The 16,288-nt window shown below is 70.2% G+C and carries 9 protein-coding genes; 3 read left to right on the top strand and 6 right to left on the bottom strand.

What is annotated here, in order from left to right; genetic code table 11:
- Positions 1–12: 12 nt before the first annotated feature.
- Positions 13–510, bottom strand: coding sequence for an NUDIX hydrolase (locus CG740_RS13180; protein ID WP_100575434.1), 498 nt, complete (start codon positions 508–510; stop codon positions 13–15).
- 314 nt (positions 511–824) lie between these two features.
- Here CG740_RS13180 and CG740_RS13175 point away from each other — a divergent pair, with 314 nt between their 5' ends.
- Complete coding sequence (locus tag CG740_RS13175) at positions 825–3,368, top strand: collagenase (RefSeq protein ID WP_234376229.1); 2,544 nt, start codon at positions 825–827, stop codon at positions 3,366–3,368.
- A gap of 237 nt (positions 3,369–3,605) precedes the next feature.
- Positions 3,606–4,364, top strand: coding sequence for a DUF4328 domain-containing protein (locus tag CG740_RS13170; protein WP_159030290.1), 759 nt, complete (start codon positions 3,606–3,608; stop codon positions 4,362–4,364).
- A 65-nt stretch (positions 4,365–4,429) separates the two neighbouring features.
- Here CG740_RS13170 and CG740_RS13165 read toward each other — a convergent pair whose 3' ends face one another.
- Positions 4,430–5,635: an MFS transporter gene (locus CG740_RS13165; RefSeq protein ID WP_100575266.1), complete on the bottom strand. Its 1,206-nt coding sequence runs from the start codon at positions 5,633–5,635 to the stop codon at positions 4,430–4,432.
- Positions 5,636–5,792: 157 nt separating this feature from the next.
- On the opposite strand from CG740_RS13165, the gene CG740_RS13160 reads away from it, so the two are divergent.
- Entirely contained in the window at positions 5,793–6,695 is a 903-nt protein-coding gene (locus tag CG740_RS13160; protein WP_100575265.1) for a LysR family transcriptional regulator, read from the top strand.
- A gap of 293 nt (positions 6,696–6,988) precedes the next feature.
- Here the strand turns inward: CG740_RS13160 and CG740_RS13155 are convergent, their stop codons facing one another.
- From CG740_RS13155 to CG740_RS13140, 4 genes are all read right to left on the bottom strand, one after another.
- Entirely contained in the window at positions 6,989–9,859 is a 2,871-nt protein-coding gene (locus tag CG740_RS13155) for a pPIWI_RE module domain-containing protein (RefSeq protein WP_100575264.1), read from the bottom strand.
- An 84-nt stretch (positions 9,860–9,943) separates the two neighbouring features.
- Positions 9,944–13,381, bottom strand: a complete 3,438-nt coding sequence (locus tag CG740_RS13150; RefSeq protein WP_100575263.1) for a signal recognition particle — start codon at positions 13,379–13,381, stop codon at positions 9,944–9,946.
- On the bottom strand, positions 13,374–14,549 hold the full coding sequence (locus CG740_RS13145; RefSeq protein WP_100575262.1) for a restriction endonuclease-related protein: 1,176 nt from the start codon (positions 14,547–14,549) through the stop codon (positions 13,374–13,376). Before CG740_RS13145 ends, CG740_RS13150 begins: the two co-directional genes overlap by 8 nt.
- Positions 14,546–16,186 (bottom strand): PD-(D/E)XK nuclease family protein, encoded by a 1,641-nt coding sequence (locus tag CG740_RS13140; protein WP_100575261.1) that lies wholly within the window; start codon positions 16,184–16,186, stop codon positions 14,546–14,548. Before CG740_RS13140 ends, CG740_RS13145 begins: the two co-directional genes overlap by 4 nt.
- Positions 16,187–16,288: the final 102 nt, after the last annotated feature.

Raw genomic sequence — 16,288 nt, 5'->3', positions numbered from 1 at the left:
CAGCGGGCCAGTTCACGCGTGATCCCGTAACGCCGCGGCGATCAGGTCATGGATGAAACGCTCCGCGGGGGCCCGGCCCTCCTTGAGCCGGGGCAGGTCTTCGACCCCGAACCAGCCGTGACCGGTGTGCTTGGGCCACTCCAGGACGGGGTGGTCCAAGTCGCCGTCGACGTCCACGAGAAAGTCCGCCTCGCGCCGCGGTCCGCCGCCGTCGTCCCCCGTCCAGCCACCGACCGCCAGCAGCGCGCGCACCCGGCGCAGCCGCCGGCCCGTCTCCTCCTCTACCTCCCGGGCCAGGGCCTCCATCAGGGACTCCCCCGGTTCGACGTGGCCGCCCACGATGTCCCAGCAGCCGGGAAAGAGCCGGCGGTCGGGACCGCGCCGCTGGGCGAAGGCCCTGCGCTGCCGGTTGAGGATCACCGCGCCGACCACCCACACCTCACCGGCGGCCGGCAGCGGCACCTCGACGCCACTGTCGACCGCCACGGGACCGTACCGCCTCTCCCCCATGCCCTCACCGTAGGACAACCCCCCAGTCATTGCCTCGGGTTTACCCGCACTCCCTTCCCAAGCCATGTGACATATGCAATTTTACAGAGCGCATCATCAAGTCGCTTTCATGCAAGCCGCGTTCATGCCGAATGATCAGCCAGGCCCGCGGGTCGACGGGTCCGCTCCGCCACGCCCCGAGGCCGGGGCACCGTGTCCCCGAGCCGGGGACGCACGTCACGTCCCGGAGCCCGGGACGGCGGGGCGGCCCAGGCCCGCGGTATCCCCCACCGCCGCGCCCCGGGCGCGGCCTTCACACCGCTGGGAGGCGGCACGTGAACACCCGACCAGAGGGACTGAGACGAAGTCTCACCGGTTTCCTCATACTTGCCCTCGCACTCTGCCTGGGCCTCGCCGTGCTGGCGCAGCCGAGCCGCGCGGCCGCCGCGGACGGCTCGCCGGGGGCAGGCCGTACCGGCGCCGGGGCAAGCCCCGCGAAGCCCAACTCGGCTCCCAGGCCGCTGAGTTCGACGAGTGACGCGTCCGACCGCTCGGACGCCCGGCGCACCCCGATCGACCGGACGCACCTCCCCCCGAGCCGTCCGACCACCTCCCCGGCACCGCAGGAGGCGCGGAACAGGGCCGCGAAGGGAACCGCCGCGTCCTGCGCGCCGGGCGATTTCGGCAGCCGCACGGGACCGGCCCTGGTCGCCTTCGTCCAGGCGTCGACCACGACCTGTGTCAACACCCTGTTCAGCCTCACCGGCACCGACGCCTACAACGCGTTCCGCGAGGCGCAGATGGTCACGGTCGCCAACGCCCTTGCCGCCGGCGCCCGTTCCTACCCGGGCGACAACTCCACCAACGTGTGGCAGCTCGTGCTGTTCCTGCGCGCGGGTTACTACGTGCAGTCCTACAACGCCTCCGCCGTCGGCCCCTACGGCACGGCGCTGGCCACGGCCAGTGAGTCGGCGCTGGACACGTTCGTCGCGTCCCCGCACTTCATGGACGTCAGCTCGGCCAACGGCGACATCATGGGCGAGGTCCTGATCCTGACCGACAGCGCCAATGAGCAGGCCCGCTACCTGAGCACGTACAAGAAGGTGCTCAACGCCTACAACAGCTCCTACGACGCGTACTGGAGCATGGACACCGCCGTCAACGACGTGTTCACCCCGCTCTTCCGCGGCCACTGGAACCCGGCCTACATCGCGGCGGTCACCGCCGACCCGAGCATCATCGACACGCTGAGCGCCTTCGCCCACAACCACCTCGCGAAGCTCGACGACGCGTGGTTCTACCTGGACGCCAACGCCGGCAGCGAGATGGCCCGCTTCCTGGACACCCCCGCGCTCCAGGCGAAGGTGCGGCCACTGGTCAAGAGCCTGCTCGGTGTCTCCGCCATCACCGGCACGACGGCGCCCCTGTGGGTCGCGGTGGCCGCGATGACCGACGCCTACGACAAGGCGCAGTGCTCGTACTACGGCACCTGCGACTTCGTCGGCCAACTCACCGCCGCCGCGCTGCCGATCACCTACACCTGCGACGCCGACCACACCTTCCGCGCCCAGTCGCTCAGCGACGCCGCCCTGGCCGCAGCCTGCACCAGCGTCAAGGGCCAGGACGCGTACTTCCACGGCATCGTCAAGGACAGCGGTCCGGTGGCGAACGACCACAACACCAACATCCAGATCGTGACGTTCGCGAGCCCGAAGGACTACCAGACGTACTCCGGCTGGATCTTCGGCAACAGCACCGACAACGGCGGCGAGTACCTGGAGGGCGACCCCTCCGACCCGGCCAACCAGGCCCGTTTCCTGTCGTATGTGAAGAGCGTGGGCGACGGCTTCCCCGGCGACATCTGGAACCTCAACCACGAGTACACCCACTACCTCGACGGCCGCTACGACATGGCCGGCGACTTCAACGCCGGGCAGGACGTCCCGGACATCTGGTGGATCGAGGGCTTCGCGGAGTACGTCTCCTACAGCTACCGCGGCCTGCCCGACACCGAGGCCATCGCGGACGCCGCCCAGCACACCTACGCGCTGAGCACCCTGTGGCAGAGCTCGTACGCCAACTCGGACCTGACCCGCACCTACCCGTGGGGCTACCTGGCCACCCGGTACATGGTCGAGAAGCACCCCGCGGACGTCCAGAACATGCTCGCCAAGTTCCGTTCCGGTGACTACCAGGGCGCGTACGCCGTCTACGGCACCGGGATCGGCACGCGGTACGACGCCGACTTCAACACCTGGCTCGACGCGTGTGCCGCCGGCGCCTGCGGCGGCGGCACGGGCAGCGGCCCGACGGCGGCGTTCGACGCGGCCGTCGCGGGCCTGACCGTGAGCCTGACCGACCGTTCCACGGAAACCGGCGGCACCATCACCGCGCGCTCCTGGAACTTCGGCGACGGCACGACCTCCACGGCGGCCAACCCGTCGAAGACCTACCAGGCGGCCGGTACGTACACGGTCTCGCTGACCGTCACGGACTCGAAGGGCCTGACCGCCACCACCTCCAAGGCCGTCACGGTGACCGGCGGCCTGCCGAACTGCACGGACCCCGACACCCGCGTCCTCGGCCAGAACTGCTCGCGCTCCGCCCTCGCGGCCGGCACGGGCGGCCTCGACTACTTCTACCTCTACCTGCCGGCCGGAAAGGTGACCCTGAGGATCACCACCACGGGCGGCACCGGAAACGCCGACCTCTACTACAACCCCAACACCTGGGCGAGCAGCACGGCCTACACCGCCCGCTCGGTGACGTCGGGCAACAGCGAGAGCATCACCGTCACCAACACCGCGGCCGGATACCGCTACATCAGTCTGTACGGCCAGAGCGCCTTCAGCGGGGTGACGCTGACGACGGCGTACTGACCCGGCGGCTCACGGCTCAGGACCGCACTCTCCCCCGTGTCCGTACCCCGGCGACCACGGCCGCCCGGGTACGGACGCGGGTGTCCTTCAACTTCGCCCCAACCATGTCGAGTTGATGAGAAACGATGAGAACTCGCGACCGGCCGCCCCCATGTCGTACAGTCCCCCGGCACCCGCCCGAAGGCGGGGGCTCGATGTGGTGACCAGGGGGGATAACGGAGTATGTCGGGTTCATCAATGAGATCCGGTGAAGACGAAGGGGACGGCTGGGCCAAGGGGTTCGAGACGTACGCCGGTCTGGACACCCTCGGGCTTCCCCGCACGGCGGGCGCGGGCGGGGCGAACCGGTTCCGTCCGCTGCGCGGGCTGGCGCTGACCGTCGGCGTGCTGCTTCTGCTGGCAGCAGCCGCCGCCGTCCACGGCCTCTTCGTCGACGTGGACGCGTTCCGACTCTCAGGGCCCTCTTCGCCCGGGGGCCCCACCGCGCCGCCGAACGGCCTCGACGCCGCCGTGGACCGCGAAGGCCCGGCGTCCCGGCTCCAGTCGTGGGCCATGGCCGCCACGGCCGGTTTCTTCATCGCCTGGTTCCACCGGGCGAGGACGAACGCCGAAGCCCTCGACCCGGGGTCGTGCTCGACGGGCCCGGGATGGGCCATCGGGGTCTGGTTCGTGCCGCTCGTGAACTTCGTCATGCCCTGGCTGATCGCCCGTGACGTGACACGCGCGAGCGTCAGGTCGGCCCCCGCGCACACGGGAGGCAGGGCGCCGCTCGCGTTGTTGAACGCGTGGTGGCTCGCATGGGTCGCGTCGAAGGTGCTGCCCCTGATCGGCTCACGCCTGCCCGCGACGGGCGACGAAGTGGCGACCGCGCACCGGACCGCCGGCGCGTGCATCGCCACCGACGTGCTGAACCTGGCGGCCGCGGTCCTGGCGATCCTCTACGTATGGCAACTGACTAACCGTCAGGAGCGCGCGAGCGCGGCGTCGCCCGCCTGAACCGAGGGGCGGCGGGCGGGGGCCGGCCCTGCGTCCCAGTGGGGCGCCCGGGCCCGGGCGCGGCCTCAGAGTCGTCCGGACGCGGGAGCCTTGCCCAGCGCCGTCAGCGCGAGGGCCGCGACGGCAAGCCCGCCGCCCAGCCACATCACCGCGCCGACCCCGGCAGCGTCCGCGGCCAGCCCACCGGCCAGCGCGCCCAGGGCGATCGCCCCGTTGAAGACGCCGACGAACAGCGAAGACACGGCCTCCCGAGTCCGGGGAGCCGAAGCCAGCAGCCAGGTCTGGGTGCTGACCGACACGCCTCCGTAGGACAGGCCCCAGACGGCGAGCAGCACGCCCGCGGTCAGGGCGGAGCCGCCGAGCACCGGCACCAGCAGGACCGTGGCCGCCAGCACCGAGCTGATCACCAGCAGGGTGAAGCGCGGCGATCGCCCGGCACCCGCGCCGGCCGCGAAGTTGCCCGCCACGCCCGCGACTCCGTACATCAGCAGCAGCGTTCCGATCATCCCGGCGCTCACCCCCGAGACCTCCTCAAGGGCGGGGCGCACATACGTGTACGCGGCGAAGTGGCCGGTGACAAGGAGTGCCACGACGCCGAGGCCGGTCCGCACCCTCGGCTCGCCGAACAGCCGCAGCACACCGCCGAGCCGTACGTCCTGTTCGGCGGGCAGTGGCGGCAGCAGGACCGCCAGGGCGACCAGGACCACCAGCGCCAGCCCGCCCGCCGCCAGGAACGCCGCCCGCCAGTCGGCCAGTTCGCCGAGGTACGTGCCCGCCGGAACGCCGAGCACCGACGCGACCGCGATACCGCTGAAGATCAGCGAGGTCGCGGATCCGACGGACCTCGGCGGCACCAGACGCACCGCCAGGCCCGCCGCGATCGCCCAGACGCCGCCCATGCCCACGCCGACCAGGACTCGGGCGGCCACCATCACCGCGAATCTCGGAGACCGGGCGGCGAGCAGGTTGCCCACCGCCAGGACCGCCATCAGCGCACACAGCACCGTCCGTCGGTCGAACCGCCCCCACAGCGGTGTCAGCAGTGGCGCCGAGACCGCACCCACCAGGCCGGTGACGGTCAAGGTCAGTCCTGCGGTGCCCTCGGTCACCTTCAACGCGGCCCCGATGGGCGTCAACAGCCCCACGGGCAGCATCTCGGACGTCACCACCGTGAACGTCGCGCCCGCGACAGCGGCGACACCCAGCCGGCCGCGGGCCGCCGAGCGCTCCGGCACTCCGCTGGTTCCTGCGCTTTCCCCGATCTGTGCCATGTGCTGAGCCAACCCGCCCCGACCTCCGGGAACAACGGCCGATCCCTCATCCTTCGATAAGCGGGGCTACTGGATCGGTCGCGTCGCACCGCGGGGTGGCGGTCCGGCGGCGTGGCGGTATGGCAGCGTGGCGGTCCAGGGGTGGCGAAAGGGAACCATGAGCGCTATCGAGCTACGCGAGCTGGAGTCCTTCCTCGTGCTCGCCCAGGAGCTGCACTTCGGGCGGGCGGGTGAGCGGCTGTACATCTCCCAGAGCCGGGTCAGCCAGCTGCTGCGATCCCTGGAGAGCCGCATCGGCGCACCGCTCGTCGAACGCACCAGCCGCCGGGTGCGCCTGACCCCGCTGGGTGAGAGCTTCCTCGCCGGTCTGCGCCCCGCGTACGACACCCTGCGCGCCACGGTCGACGAGGCGCGGGCCGCCGCGCGGGGCGTGGGCGGAAAGCTCCGTATCGGCTTCCAGGGGACGATCGACGACTGCCTCGGAGAGGCGATCGCCCGGTTCGGCGACCGGTATCCCGACTGCGCGATCGATATCGTCGAGATCCCGCTCTGCGACCCCTTCGGACCGCTCCGCCGCCGAGAGGTGGACTGTGCTGTGGTCCTGCTGCCGGTGGCCGAGGACGATCTCGTCCTCGGCCCGGTCTTCTCCCGGCAGCCGCAGGCCCTCGCCGTGTCGGTCCGGCATCCCTTCGCTGCCCGGGAATCGCTGTCCGCCGAGGAGCTGGCCGACTGCCGGCTCATCGGCATCGCCGGCGGCGCACCCGAGTACTGGCGCCACGCACAGGCGCCCGGCCTGACCCCGGGCGGCTGCCCCGTGCCGGCCGGACCCAGCGTCAACACGCTCCAGGAGGGGCTGAGTCTGACGGCAACCAACCGCGGCGCCATGCTGCTGTGCCGGTCCACGGCCGAGTACCACGGGCGCCGCGACTCGATCACCTTCGTCCCGGTGCGGGGCCTGCCCGACTCCGAGCTGGGCCTCGTCCGACCCCGCCTCCGGCCCTCCGCGCAGGCGGAGGCGTTCGCCGGGGCGGTCGGCGAGACCACAGGGACGCCGAGCTGACGGGCACCGGAATCGGCGGTGGCCCGCGTTGATCGCGTGGTTGGTCGCGCCGCGCCCCAGAAATGCAGAAAACCCCTGATGAACAGGGGTTTCAGCTGGTGGGACGTTCACGAGTTCCCTTGACCAGGCACAACAGGACTAATTGATGTTGAGGTTCCCGCGGCCCGCAAGATCACTCCCCGAGAGCATGCATATGCATTTATTGAACCCGCACCTACGCCCCTGAGGTAGTAGGGGCCTTACCCGCTGAGGAGACGAGGGGTGAGTCTCCCTCGACTTCTCAGCGGGAAGCTTCATTCGTCGTCATCCCCGTCATCGAGGTCGAAGTCGAAGGCCAGCTGGCCCGACAGAGCGTCGTCCGGCGCGGCCGCAGCCTGGGGCTCCGTCGGATCCAAAGCCTCCTCGATCTCGTGAGGCAGAGCGTAATCGTCCGCGAGTCGCGCAAGATGGAGGATCAAGGGCAGAGCCAACCCCTCGCGACCAGCACGGTAGTCCTCGCTGAAACGCTGCTGGTGGACAAATACGGCCCATGCTTCCGCGTCGTCACCGGGCTGAAGGCACGCGACGGTCAGTTCGAGGAGGTCCGGGTTCCAGGCGTTCGCCGTCGGCCGGTAGGCGTTGTTGCCCGAGGCGTTGGTGTGCGGAGTCAGTTTGGCGTCGTCGTTGGTGAGGTTCGGCTGCGAGCCGGACTTGCCGGTCGTGCTGTAGAAGACGCGGTCCGAGTCACCCCGCACTCCGGGCCGCCACAGCCCCATCGCGATGCCCCCACGCTGCTGGCCCTCCAACTTGGGAGAGCGTTCCTCCGCCTCGGCCCAGCACTGTGCCGTTTCGTCCCGGCTGCCATCGGCGATCCGAACGATACGAAGCTGCTTGCCGTACAGACCGATCCGCTGAACGGGACCCCCGTCGAGGCCGAGCCTGTCCCGTTCCAGCCCGTCATTCCTCAGCCATGGCCAGCGCTTCCGGACGTCCTGGGCGTGGGTCAGAACGAGCGTCGGGGTACTGCGCAGCTGCGCGAGAGTCTTCTTGACGAAGGCCGCCATGAGGGCCGACTGCTCCGCGCTGTTCTTCTTGCCTTCGACCCTTCCCGTCAAAGACTTGAGGAGTTCGGGGTACGGCACCCATGCGTGCATGTCGGCCGACTTGCCCAGCACGCATTTCGCGCCCGGTCGGATGAGAACCGCGATCGGCGTGAACTGCTGCTTGCCCGTGGGCCCATCAAGGCGGCGTTCCACAAGGTGGAGGGCCACCTGGTTCAGGTTCGCGGGGATGAGCGTGTCACCGAGCGTGTGCTGGGGCACCAGCCGCATACCGGTCTGGCGCAGGCCGTCCGACCAGGCCGCGGCGGCACGCAGACCAGAATCGGCGAGAGCCTCCTCCATCTCCGCATCCGGGTCTGGTGGACGGATGAACTGGGTCACCAGGCCTGCGTCCGCGCAGCCGAGGCGGATCGCGTGCTTGGGGTCGGTCCGTCGCTTGGCGTGGCGGAAGGCATCCTGCCCGTCGAGCTCCACGAAGGCCAGCCGCACCCCGGGGACGGCTTCCCGAAGGGCGGCCATCGCCCGCGCGACACCGATACGGCGTTCCTCGACGGCCTTGTCGTGTTCCTGCCCCCGGCGCGGCACGCTGTCGCCTCCCAGCGGTGCGCCAAGAGCGCCCAGGGGCCGCGCGTGCAGCCGGACGGTCAGCTCCTCCGCCTCCCACACCCAGGTATCGGGGCCCTGCGTGTGCCGGTGCCCGGCCAGCCCCAGCCCCATCTCCGCCGCTGCGATCATCTGATCGCGGATGGCATCGTTCTGGTGGAGCACGACCGCGGTGAGGTCTTCCCCTTCGAGGGCTTCGGCCAGGCGTGCCCGCAGAACCTGAGCGTTGTGGGCCGCGTTCAGCTCACGCTGGTCCAGGATGACCGCGCGCTCTTCGGGATCCTTCTCTTCCATGTTCTTGGGAATGGACGGCAGCTTCTTGAGCTGCTTCTTGGGCGGCCGCGCGTACGCACTGCGCTCGAGCTTCGGAACGGAGACGAACTCGGGAGCGATCGCCTGCTCCGCCCACTCGATCAGCCGTCGGCGTTCACTGGGCATCAGTCCGGTGCCGATCGTGTGCCTGCCCATGGCCGCCTGGTGCCCGATCGCGATCCGGATGCCGTCTCGGCCGTGGATCCAGTGGTCGGCCTCCTTCACCAGCCGGTCCGGGGACGGCAGTGCGTCGAGTGCGCTGATCCCGGCGAGCATTCCTTCTGCTCCGCCCTGACGCCAGTCCGTGGTGCCGTTCTTCCACTCCAGCATGGCGACGGCGAAACGCTGCGGCTGCGGACCGTCGTGGACGAGGGAGTCGTCCGGGAGCAGGTACGCGGACACGCCCTTGCCGTACGGCATGTAGACCTTGCCGGTGACGAACCGACGCACGCCGGCGGCCACGTGGACGCGCGGGACGGGTGAGAAGGGAACGGTGCGCACGGTGATGCGGAGGGTCGCCGCGTAGTGGGCCGGCTTGCCGTCGCCGCCACCGCGCCGCCCGGGTACGTACTCGATCACGTTCGACATCAGCTCGGCGCCCCCGCTTCCCTGCCCCCTGGCCCCCGTGCGGCCGGCGACCTGTCGAAACGACAGCTGCTGCCCGTGGTGTTCGTACGGTCCCTGGCGCGCGATCCTTTCGGCGAGGACGTCGGGAAGCAACCGGTACACGTGGGGGGCGGGCAGAGCTGTTCCCCCGGGCGACACCTTCTGCTCAAGGAGGTCGACCCTGCCGGGCCGCCAGCTGAGAGCCGCGGTGTCGAGGTCACTAAAGCAGTTCATCAGCAGGGCCGCGGTCTCGGGATCGCCGGCATCGCGCGGGAGGCTCTTGAGCCAGGTGGCGATGTAGAGTTTCGTCACCGCCATCGGGTACGCGTCCTGGCAGTACAGCCAGGGGTTCTCCGAACCGAACCGTGCCGTGGAGTCGACCGTGACGATGTCCGGCGCGGTGGCGCGCATCAGCTGGTTGACAGCCGCTGTGGGTACGCGGCGCCGTCGCTCGGCCTGCCCCTCGGTCATTCCGCCGTGGTAGAGGCGCAGGAGTGGTTCCTCCCAGTGAGCAGGCAGGGAGAGAGTGTGCATCGGGACGACGAAGGGGCCCTGCGCCGGGTCGGGCAGGTACGCCGCCGGACGGTTGTACTTGTAGGCCATGGTGTCGGTTCTCCTCGGAGCAAGGCGTGAAGTCTTCGGACGCGACGCGAACACGTCGGGGGTGCGGTGTGGTGACGGATGCCGTCAGCCCATGTCCACCAGGGCGCGGTAGAGCGGTTCGTACAGCTCACGGACCAGGGACTTGTCGATCGGGGCAAGGTGCCGCTCCGCCGTGTTCCCGTCCTCGAAGAACGGGGCGAGCACCTCACGCATGCTCGCCAGCAGGCTGGTGTCGGGGGTGTCCGTGTCCTGGAATCCGGCTTCTCTGGGAGAGAAAGCCGCGTCGACGAAGACCACCCGGGCTGGCACGCCGCCGCGCACCAGACGACCGATGACCTGCCACATGACGACGAGCTGGTCCCAGGTGAACGCCGTCTTCTCCTCGTCCCGCAGGCTGGACCAGGCCAGCCGCCGGGTGAGGAAGCGGTTCCACTGACGGCGTGCGCGGCTGCGGAACGCCACAGCCGCCTGGTCGGGGGTGGCGGCGGCGAGCGCGTTCTGCCTGAAGGATCCGTCAGCATCCCGGAGTTGGCGTACGGCCCAGTCGTTGATGGACTGGATGGCGAGCGCGATGTCGTCGGGCCGAGGGTGTGGGCGTGCCAGGAAGTAGACCGTGCCGATGGCCGCCTTGCCATCGCGCAGAACGATGTTGTGTCCCCGCTCCACGGCGAGCAGCGGCGCGACGAGAATGTCGCCGCCGACCGAGGGGAAAGCCTTCACGTCACCGCGGGGCAGTGTCCGTGCGGCGGCGTCCTCCGGCAGCCGGGTCCAGGCGGTGTCGGAGTCCGCGTCGTCGGACACGAGTCGGGTGACGCGGCCGTTCCACTCGGGGATCTGGTTGAGGTACTCGGCGGCCCGACGTGCCTCGTCGTAGCTGCCGACGAGCAACAGGATGCGGCGGCGGTCCGGATCGTCGATCTCCTTCAGCTCGGCGTCCAGCATGCTCTCGGCGTCGGGCAGACTCCGGTCGGGCACCGCGAGCTGGTGCAGCATGTGCAGAAGGGCCTGTGGCCGTTCTTCGGGGTCGCAGCCGGACAGGCGCAGCGGCTTGGGCCGGTCGTTTCCGGTCCAGTACAAGAACTCCTTGCGGAACTCGCTGCCCAGGACGGCTTCGACTTCCTCGTCGTGAGGACGCAGAACGGCACCGACGTCGGCGTGCACGTGGTACCTGCTCGACGTGCCCGCCCAGCTCGTTGCGGACATGAGCAGGACATGCGGGCCCGGGCGGCCGTCCACGGCGCACAGGTCACCGAGCCGCACGAGCAGTTCGCGGCCCACGCCGTTGCAGTGGAAGAAGCGGAGTTCACCGCTGCGGTCACCATCGCGCTCACGGTCGTCGTGGCGGAACTGGAAGCCGAGCACGTTACCCATGGGCGACTCGGGGATGACCGCCTCGTAGTCCTTGGGGGGCCTGCGGGAGAGCACGTTCGAGGCGCTCTCGAGATTGAGGGCGGCCTCGACGCGCGGCCACAGCGTGGTCATGAAGTCGAGGCGGCTGTGCAGAGCGGAAAGGAGCAAGGTGAACTCGAAGCGCCGGGCCTGGAGGTCGGCGTCCGCGAGCACCGTGCTGTCGTCTCCGACGATGTCGGTGAGGGTGTCGCGCAGCCTCTCACGCGTCCGTGCTCCCTGGGGCGCGTGCAGGAGTTCCAGGGCGAGGTGGACGAAGGTGTTCACCAAGGGTGTCACTTCATCGTCGTCTCCCGTGCTCTGTTGCTCGTGCAGCGGGTCGTCGCGGAACCGGCCGAGCGCACCGTCCAGCGTCCGGGCCGCCGCCGGTGGGCGTTCGCCCTCCTTCCGCCCCGGGAACCAGCTGTCCAGCAGCAGGTTGTGGAGGGTGAAGGCACTGAAGTAGTCGACGCTGATCCACCGCCTGAGCTTGTCGTCCTTGACGAGCAGGGCGAAGAGGCGGTCGGTGGCGGCGCTGACCGTGTTGACGGCGTTGGTCCAGTCGTCGACGTCACGGGCGGACAGCTGGAGCCGGCCGTCCCGGGCCATCTGCTGGAACTTGTGGACGGCGACCTCGTCGAACCAGGAGTTCGGGGCCTTGCCCACCAGAGTGCTGGCCGGCGCGAAGGCCATGTCGAGCTGCATCTGCACCCGGTCGGCCTCGTCGACGATGATCAGGTCGCTGAGCCGGCATGCGAGTTCGAGGTACCGGAGCTGTTCCTGGTGCTGGTGCAGCGGGACGGAGCTGTGCACCAGACCGGCCGGGGTGGCGACCCACACCTGTGCGTCGACCAGATCACGAGCCCCGCGGTGGCGCGGACAGCGGTTCCACAACGGGCACAGTCTCCGCTGCGGCTTCGGACCTCGTGCGTCGCGCTGCGTGCTGTTCTCGTCATCGAGGAGGGGATCGCTGTCCGTGACCTCCTGCTCGGGGGCGGTGTACAGCGTGATGCACGGTGCTTCACGGACGCCGAGCGGGCGGCGGGCCTCCAAGCCGCGCAGCACGTCGACGGGGCAGGCGCTACTGAGGTAGGCGAAGCCCGCGTGGTCGTGCCCGAGCATGGTGGCGGCGCCGGCCGTGGCGGTGCGGCGGTGCAACCGGTTGATGTTGCGCTCCCTGGTGGAGTGCCCGAGGATCGGCGCAGCCCGCACACCAAGCCGGTTGAACTGCTCGACCACGGCGAGCGTCTCGGCCACATCGCCGACGACGATGGTGACTCGGCGGGGTGTCCGGGTCACGAGGTGGTAGGTCAGGATGTCCCGGAGGGTGGACTTGCCGGCTCCCACCATCCCCACGAGGTGCAGCAGCCGGTCGATCCTCAGCCGTCCCCGTTCGGTGAAGCGGCCGAGTTCCGCGTCGCGCACGAGCAGTTTCACCCGCCGGAGCCGCCCGGCCCAGCCGTTGCGCGCCCTCTCCGGTGCCGACGCCTCGAGGGCGTCCATCTCGTCGGCGGCCTTCTCGAGCTCTTCCCATGTGACGTCGACGGGCTCTCCACGCCCGGCCAGTGGTGCGTCAAGCGCGTGGGCGCGCGGCAGGGTGTCCGTCAGCAGTTCCTCGTCGAACACCACGGAGTGGGTACGGTCCTGCACCCGGAAGGTGTGCTCTCCCTCCTCGGCGAACGGAATGGACCGCGTCGCGAACCGCGGAGCGGTGCTGAGCAGTTCTTCGAAGATCTCGAAACGGCGTGCGGCTCGCGACGGCTCGCGACGGCTCGGTACGGAGCCGGGTCCGTCGATGTCGTATCCGCGCAGGTGCTGGGGGACCTTCAGGTAGTCGGTCAGCGCCTCCGACCAGGCGTGCCGTCGCCGCATGTCCCACAGATAGTGGCGGGCGCGCAGAACGCGCAGCCGCTGTTCGTCGGTGCGGACGTCTCCGAACACCTCGCTGTACGGGTAACCGCCCAGCAGCGGCCAGACATCGGCGGCCGTGCGGGTGGGGGTCACGTCCTCCAGGAGGTACAGGCCCAGTTCGACGTCGAGAAGGTCGCCGGGGCGGAAGCTGCCGAGGTTCGCCGGCCACACCTCGGTGAGCTGCTGCGGCGAGCAGCGCCGGTGCCATCCCCTACGGTCACGCACGGCGTCCTCCTTCGGTACGCGGGTCCCCCGCCTTGTCACGTGGGGTGGAGATCTCATCGGCGACCAGCCGCAGGAAGGCCCGGTCGTCCAGCAGGGTGACCCGATCGGCCAGGTCCTCCGGCAGGTTGCGGCGGAACTGTCGCCCATACGCCTCGTTGTCGCGGAAGCGGTAGCGGGGCACGACGAGGAACGCCCGGTCGTACGGCGGCTCGTTCCTGAACGGCGTGAGGGAGCGCGCCAGGAGAACGGGGTTCACCCGGTCCTTGACGTCCACCGCCCAGTGCTGTCGCCCCGGCAGGGGGACGCGCAGGTCGTACGCGTCGTAGTTGGGCCACATCTCGGCGGTGATTCCGAACTTCTTCTCCAGGGCGGCTTGCAGATCGGTCTCCGCGAGCCCGGGGCTGGTGATGAACATCCGCAGGGGACGGCTGAGCTGGAAGACCCCGCCTTTGTCGGCACGAAGCGGCGTGCCTTCGTCCGAGGTGCCGTCGCGGCGGCACCGGTCCAGTTCACATCGGTGGCCGCCGTGCAGCAGCGGCACCATCAGGCAGCGGCAGCGAGCGCACTGTCGGTACGTGCCGCGCCGCAGGTAGGAGGCGGGCACGGGCTCGTAGCAGCGCTTGATCACGTCGTGCAGCAGCACCCCGCAGTCGGGATCGCCGCCGAGCAGCGCCAGCTCGGCGCCGGTCAGCACGGGCCTGGAGGTGAGCAGAGCCCGGAACGCGGCGTAGGCCTGCGGGGCCTTGGCCGCACGGCACACGGCGAGTGCTTCCCGGATGCGTTCGTTCTCGAAGAGCTCGGCGGCCGGGTCGGCCGCGCTCACCTCCCACTCCAGACACAGCTGGTGCGGCAGCCGGGTCTCCGGATCGACGAGCAGGGCCGCTCCGGGAAAGTTATCGGGCGGCAGCTCCAACGGCCACTCGATCAGCGGCCGTTCACAAGCCCAGCGGACCATCTGCGGCACGCTGCCCGGCGGTTCCTCGCCCCGGCGCAGGCAGTGCAGGACGAGGCGGTTGTACGCGTTCTGCACCTTCGCCGGGTAGACCGGGTTGGGTACGGTCCTCTGCCGGGACAGGCACGCCAGGGCGCTGGCGATCTGTCGGAGCAACCCCTCGTCCGTGCCGACGGCGTCCTCGGACCGTGCGTCCCTCATGTCGGTCGTGGTCACGCCTCCCCCTCTCCCGCGACGGCGCCGTCGGGCGCGGCGCTCGGACACCACCGGGAGACCGGGCAGGACTGGCAATGCGGTCCGGGGCGGGCGTCCCATGTCTCGTCCTCCCGCCACGGACCGGCGTATCGCCGCAGCACCGACAGCGCCTTCCGCTGTCGGCCGGGGTCCGTCGGGTCGATCACGTGGGGATCGGAACCGTCCGGCCGGAGGATCTCCACCTCGACGCGCGAGCCTTCCGGATCGCCACCCAGCGCGCCCTGCGCCAGGAGCGCGACCGCCAGGGCGAGTTGGGGGTAGGTGTCGAGAAGGTCCTCGTGGTGGCGGCGCCGCTTCCGTGTCGTCTTGAGCTCCCGCCACACCCAGGAGCCGTCCTCCTGATAGAGCAGGTCGGGTTTGGCGATGACGACGGCCTGCGCCGCGGTGTCGTGGACGACCCGGAGGGCTTCGGGCTCGACCCGCTGGATAAGGGCGGCATCCTGGAAGGGACAGGCGTCGATGTGGTGGAGCAGCATGTCCCGACCGGTCGCGGCGTCCTCGTCGGAGACCCGCCAGCGTCCCTCTGTCCAGTTCTCGCCCTCCGGGGGCATGTCGCGGACCGCGCACGGCGGCCGTCCCGGGCGCCGGTGCAGCTTCTCGACCCAGCCGTGCACCGCCTGGCCGAGCCTGGCCGCGCTGCCGTACTCGTCGGACTTCGGCAGGTGCAGGGCACGGAGGAATCCCTGTGCCGGGCAGGCTGCGTGATAGCGCAGATCACTGACCGACACCTTCCTCAGCGGTGCCACCCGCGAGGAGAGCCCGAGGACACCGGGCCTGCGCGGCACGGCCTCGCAGCCCGTGAACTGCTTGCAGTCGACGCAGGATGAGCCGGGTACCGGCCTGCCGCCCGCCACGACACGGGCCACGTGCGCGTGTCCGTACTCGGCGTAGTACGCCTCGGCCTCCTCTGCCGTCCCGTCGAACTGCACGCGCGGCTGTCCGTCGGCGAGCCCGACTTCGACAACACGCACCCGCCCGGGCCGGGCGGTGGGTCCGTACGGCTGGAACGCGCGCGCCCACTTCCGCGGCCAGGCCGCCTGGCGCCCGTGAACGGCCACGTACACGGCGATGGCGATCTCGCCGGGCTCGGAGTCCTTGGCCTCGCCGTGCCGCAGCCGCCGGTACTCGCGCAGTCGTCCGTCGGCCGACTCGTACCTGCGCCACCAGGCGTACATCTCCCAGAACTTGCCGTTCTCCCGCTGGGCCACCCAGTACGGGCGGACCGGCCGCAGCCGCTGCTCACCGTCGCCGGTGCACGCTTCTATGTACGTACGGAGGGCGTGCTCGGCATACGTCAGGTGACCGGGGTGGAGGGCGGGGGTGCGGGAGCGCAGCCCCGCCAGGGCCTGGTCGGGTGTCTCACCGTGGAACTCGACCCGGTCGACGGCGTCCATCACCGGCCCGAGGGTGAACGTCTCGAGCTCCGGCTTCGGAAGCCGGAGAGGCCGGGTCGGCCACAGACCGGGCCGGGCCTTGGCGGCGGCGTGCGAGGGGCAGGTGTGCTCCTCGCTCCCACCGGTACCGGGCCCCACGCGCACGAGGCCGCCGTTCCCAGTCAGCCAGTGCGGCTTGTGCCATGCCGTCGTGTCGTGGCTCATTGCCTCCCCCTTGTCTCGGAACAGACGGCACCCTCGGTCCGGCCGGGTGCGCCGCCGCATTCGACCGTAGCAGGTAATCTTGGAACTCATTGGAAGTTCTTG

Source organism: Streptomyces sp. CB01201 (genome assembly GCF_002803085.1).
GTDB classification, from domain to species: Bacteria; Actinomycetota; Actinomycetes; order Streptomycetales; family Streptomycetaceae; genus Streptomyces; species Streptomyces hundungensis.
This window is presented reverse-complemented; position numbering and strand designations above follow the sequence as displayed.

Coding starts and splice junctions, on each gene's coding strand:
- CG740_RS13155 (WP_100575264.1), bottom strand. CDS start 9,859: ATGGCCTACAAGTACAACCGTCCGGCGGCGTACCTGCCCGACCCGGCG.
- CG740_RS13165 (WP_100575266.1), bottom strand. CDS start 5,635: ATGGCACAGATCGGGGAAAGCGCAGGAACCAGCGGAGTGCCGGAGCGC.
- CG740_RS13160 (WP_100575265.1), top strand. CDS start 5,793: ATGAGCGCTATCGAGCTACGCGAGCTGGAGTCCTTCCTCGTGCTCGCC.
- CG740_RS13170 (WP_159030290.1), top strand. CDS start 3,606: ATGAGATCCGGTGAAGACGAAGGGGACGGCTGGGCCAAGGGGTTCGAG.
- CG740_RS13180 (WP_100575434.1), bottom strand. CDS start 510: ATGGGGGAGAGGCGGTACGGTCCCGTGGCGGTCGACAGTGGCGTCGAG.
- CG740_RS13140 (WP_100575261.1), bottom strand. CDS start 16,186: ATGAGCCACGACACGACGGCATGGCACAAGCCGCACTGGCTGACTGGG.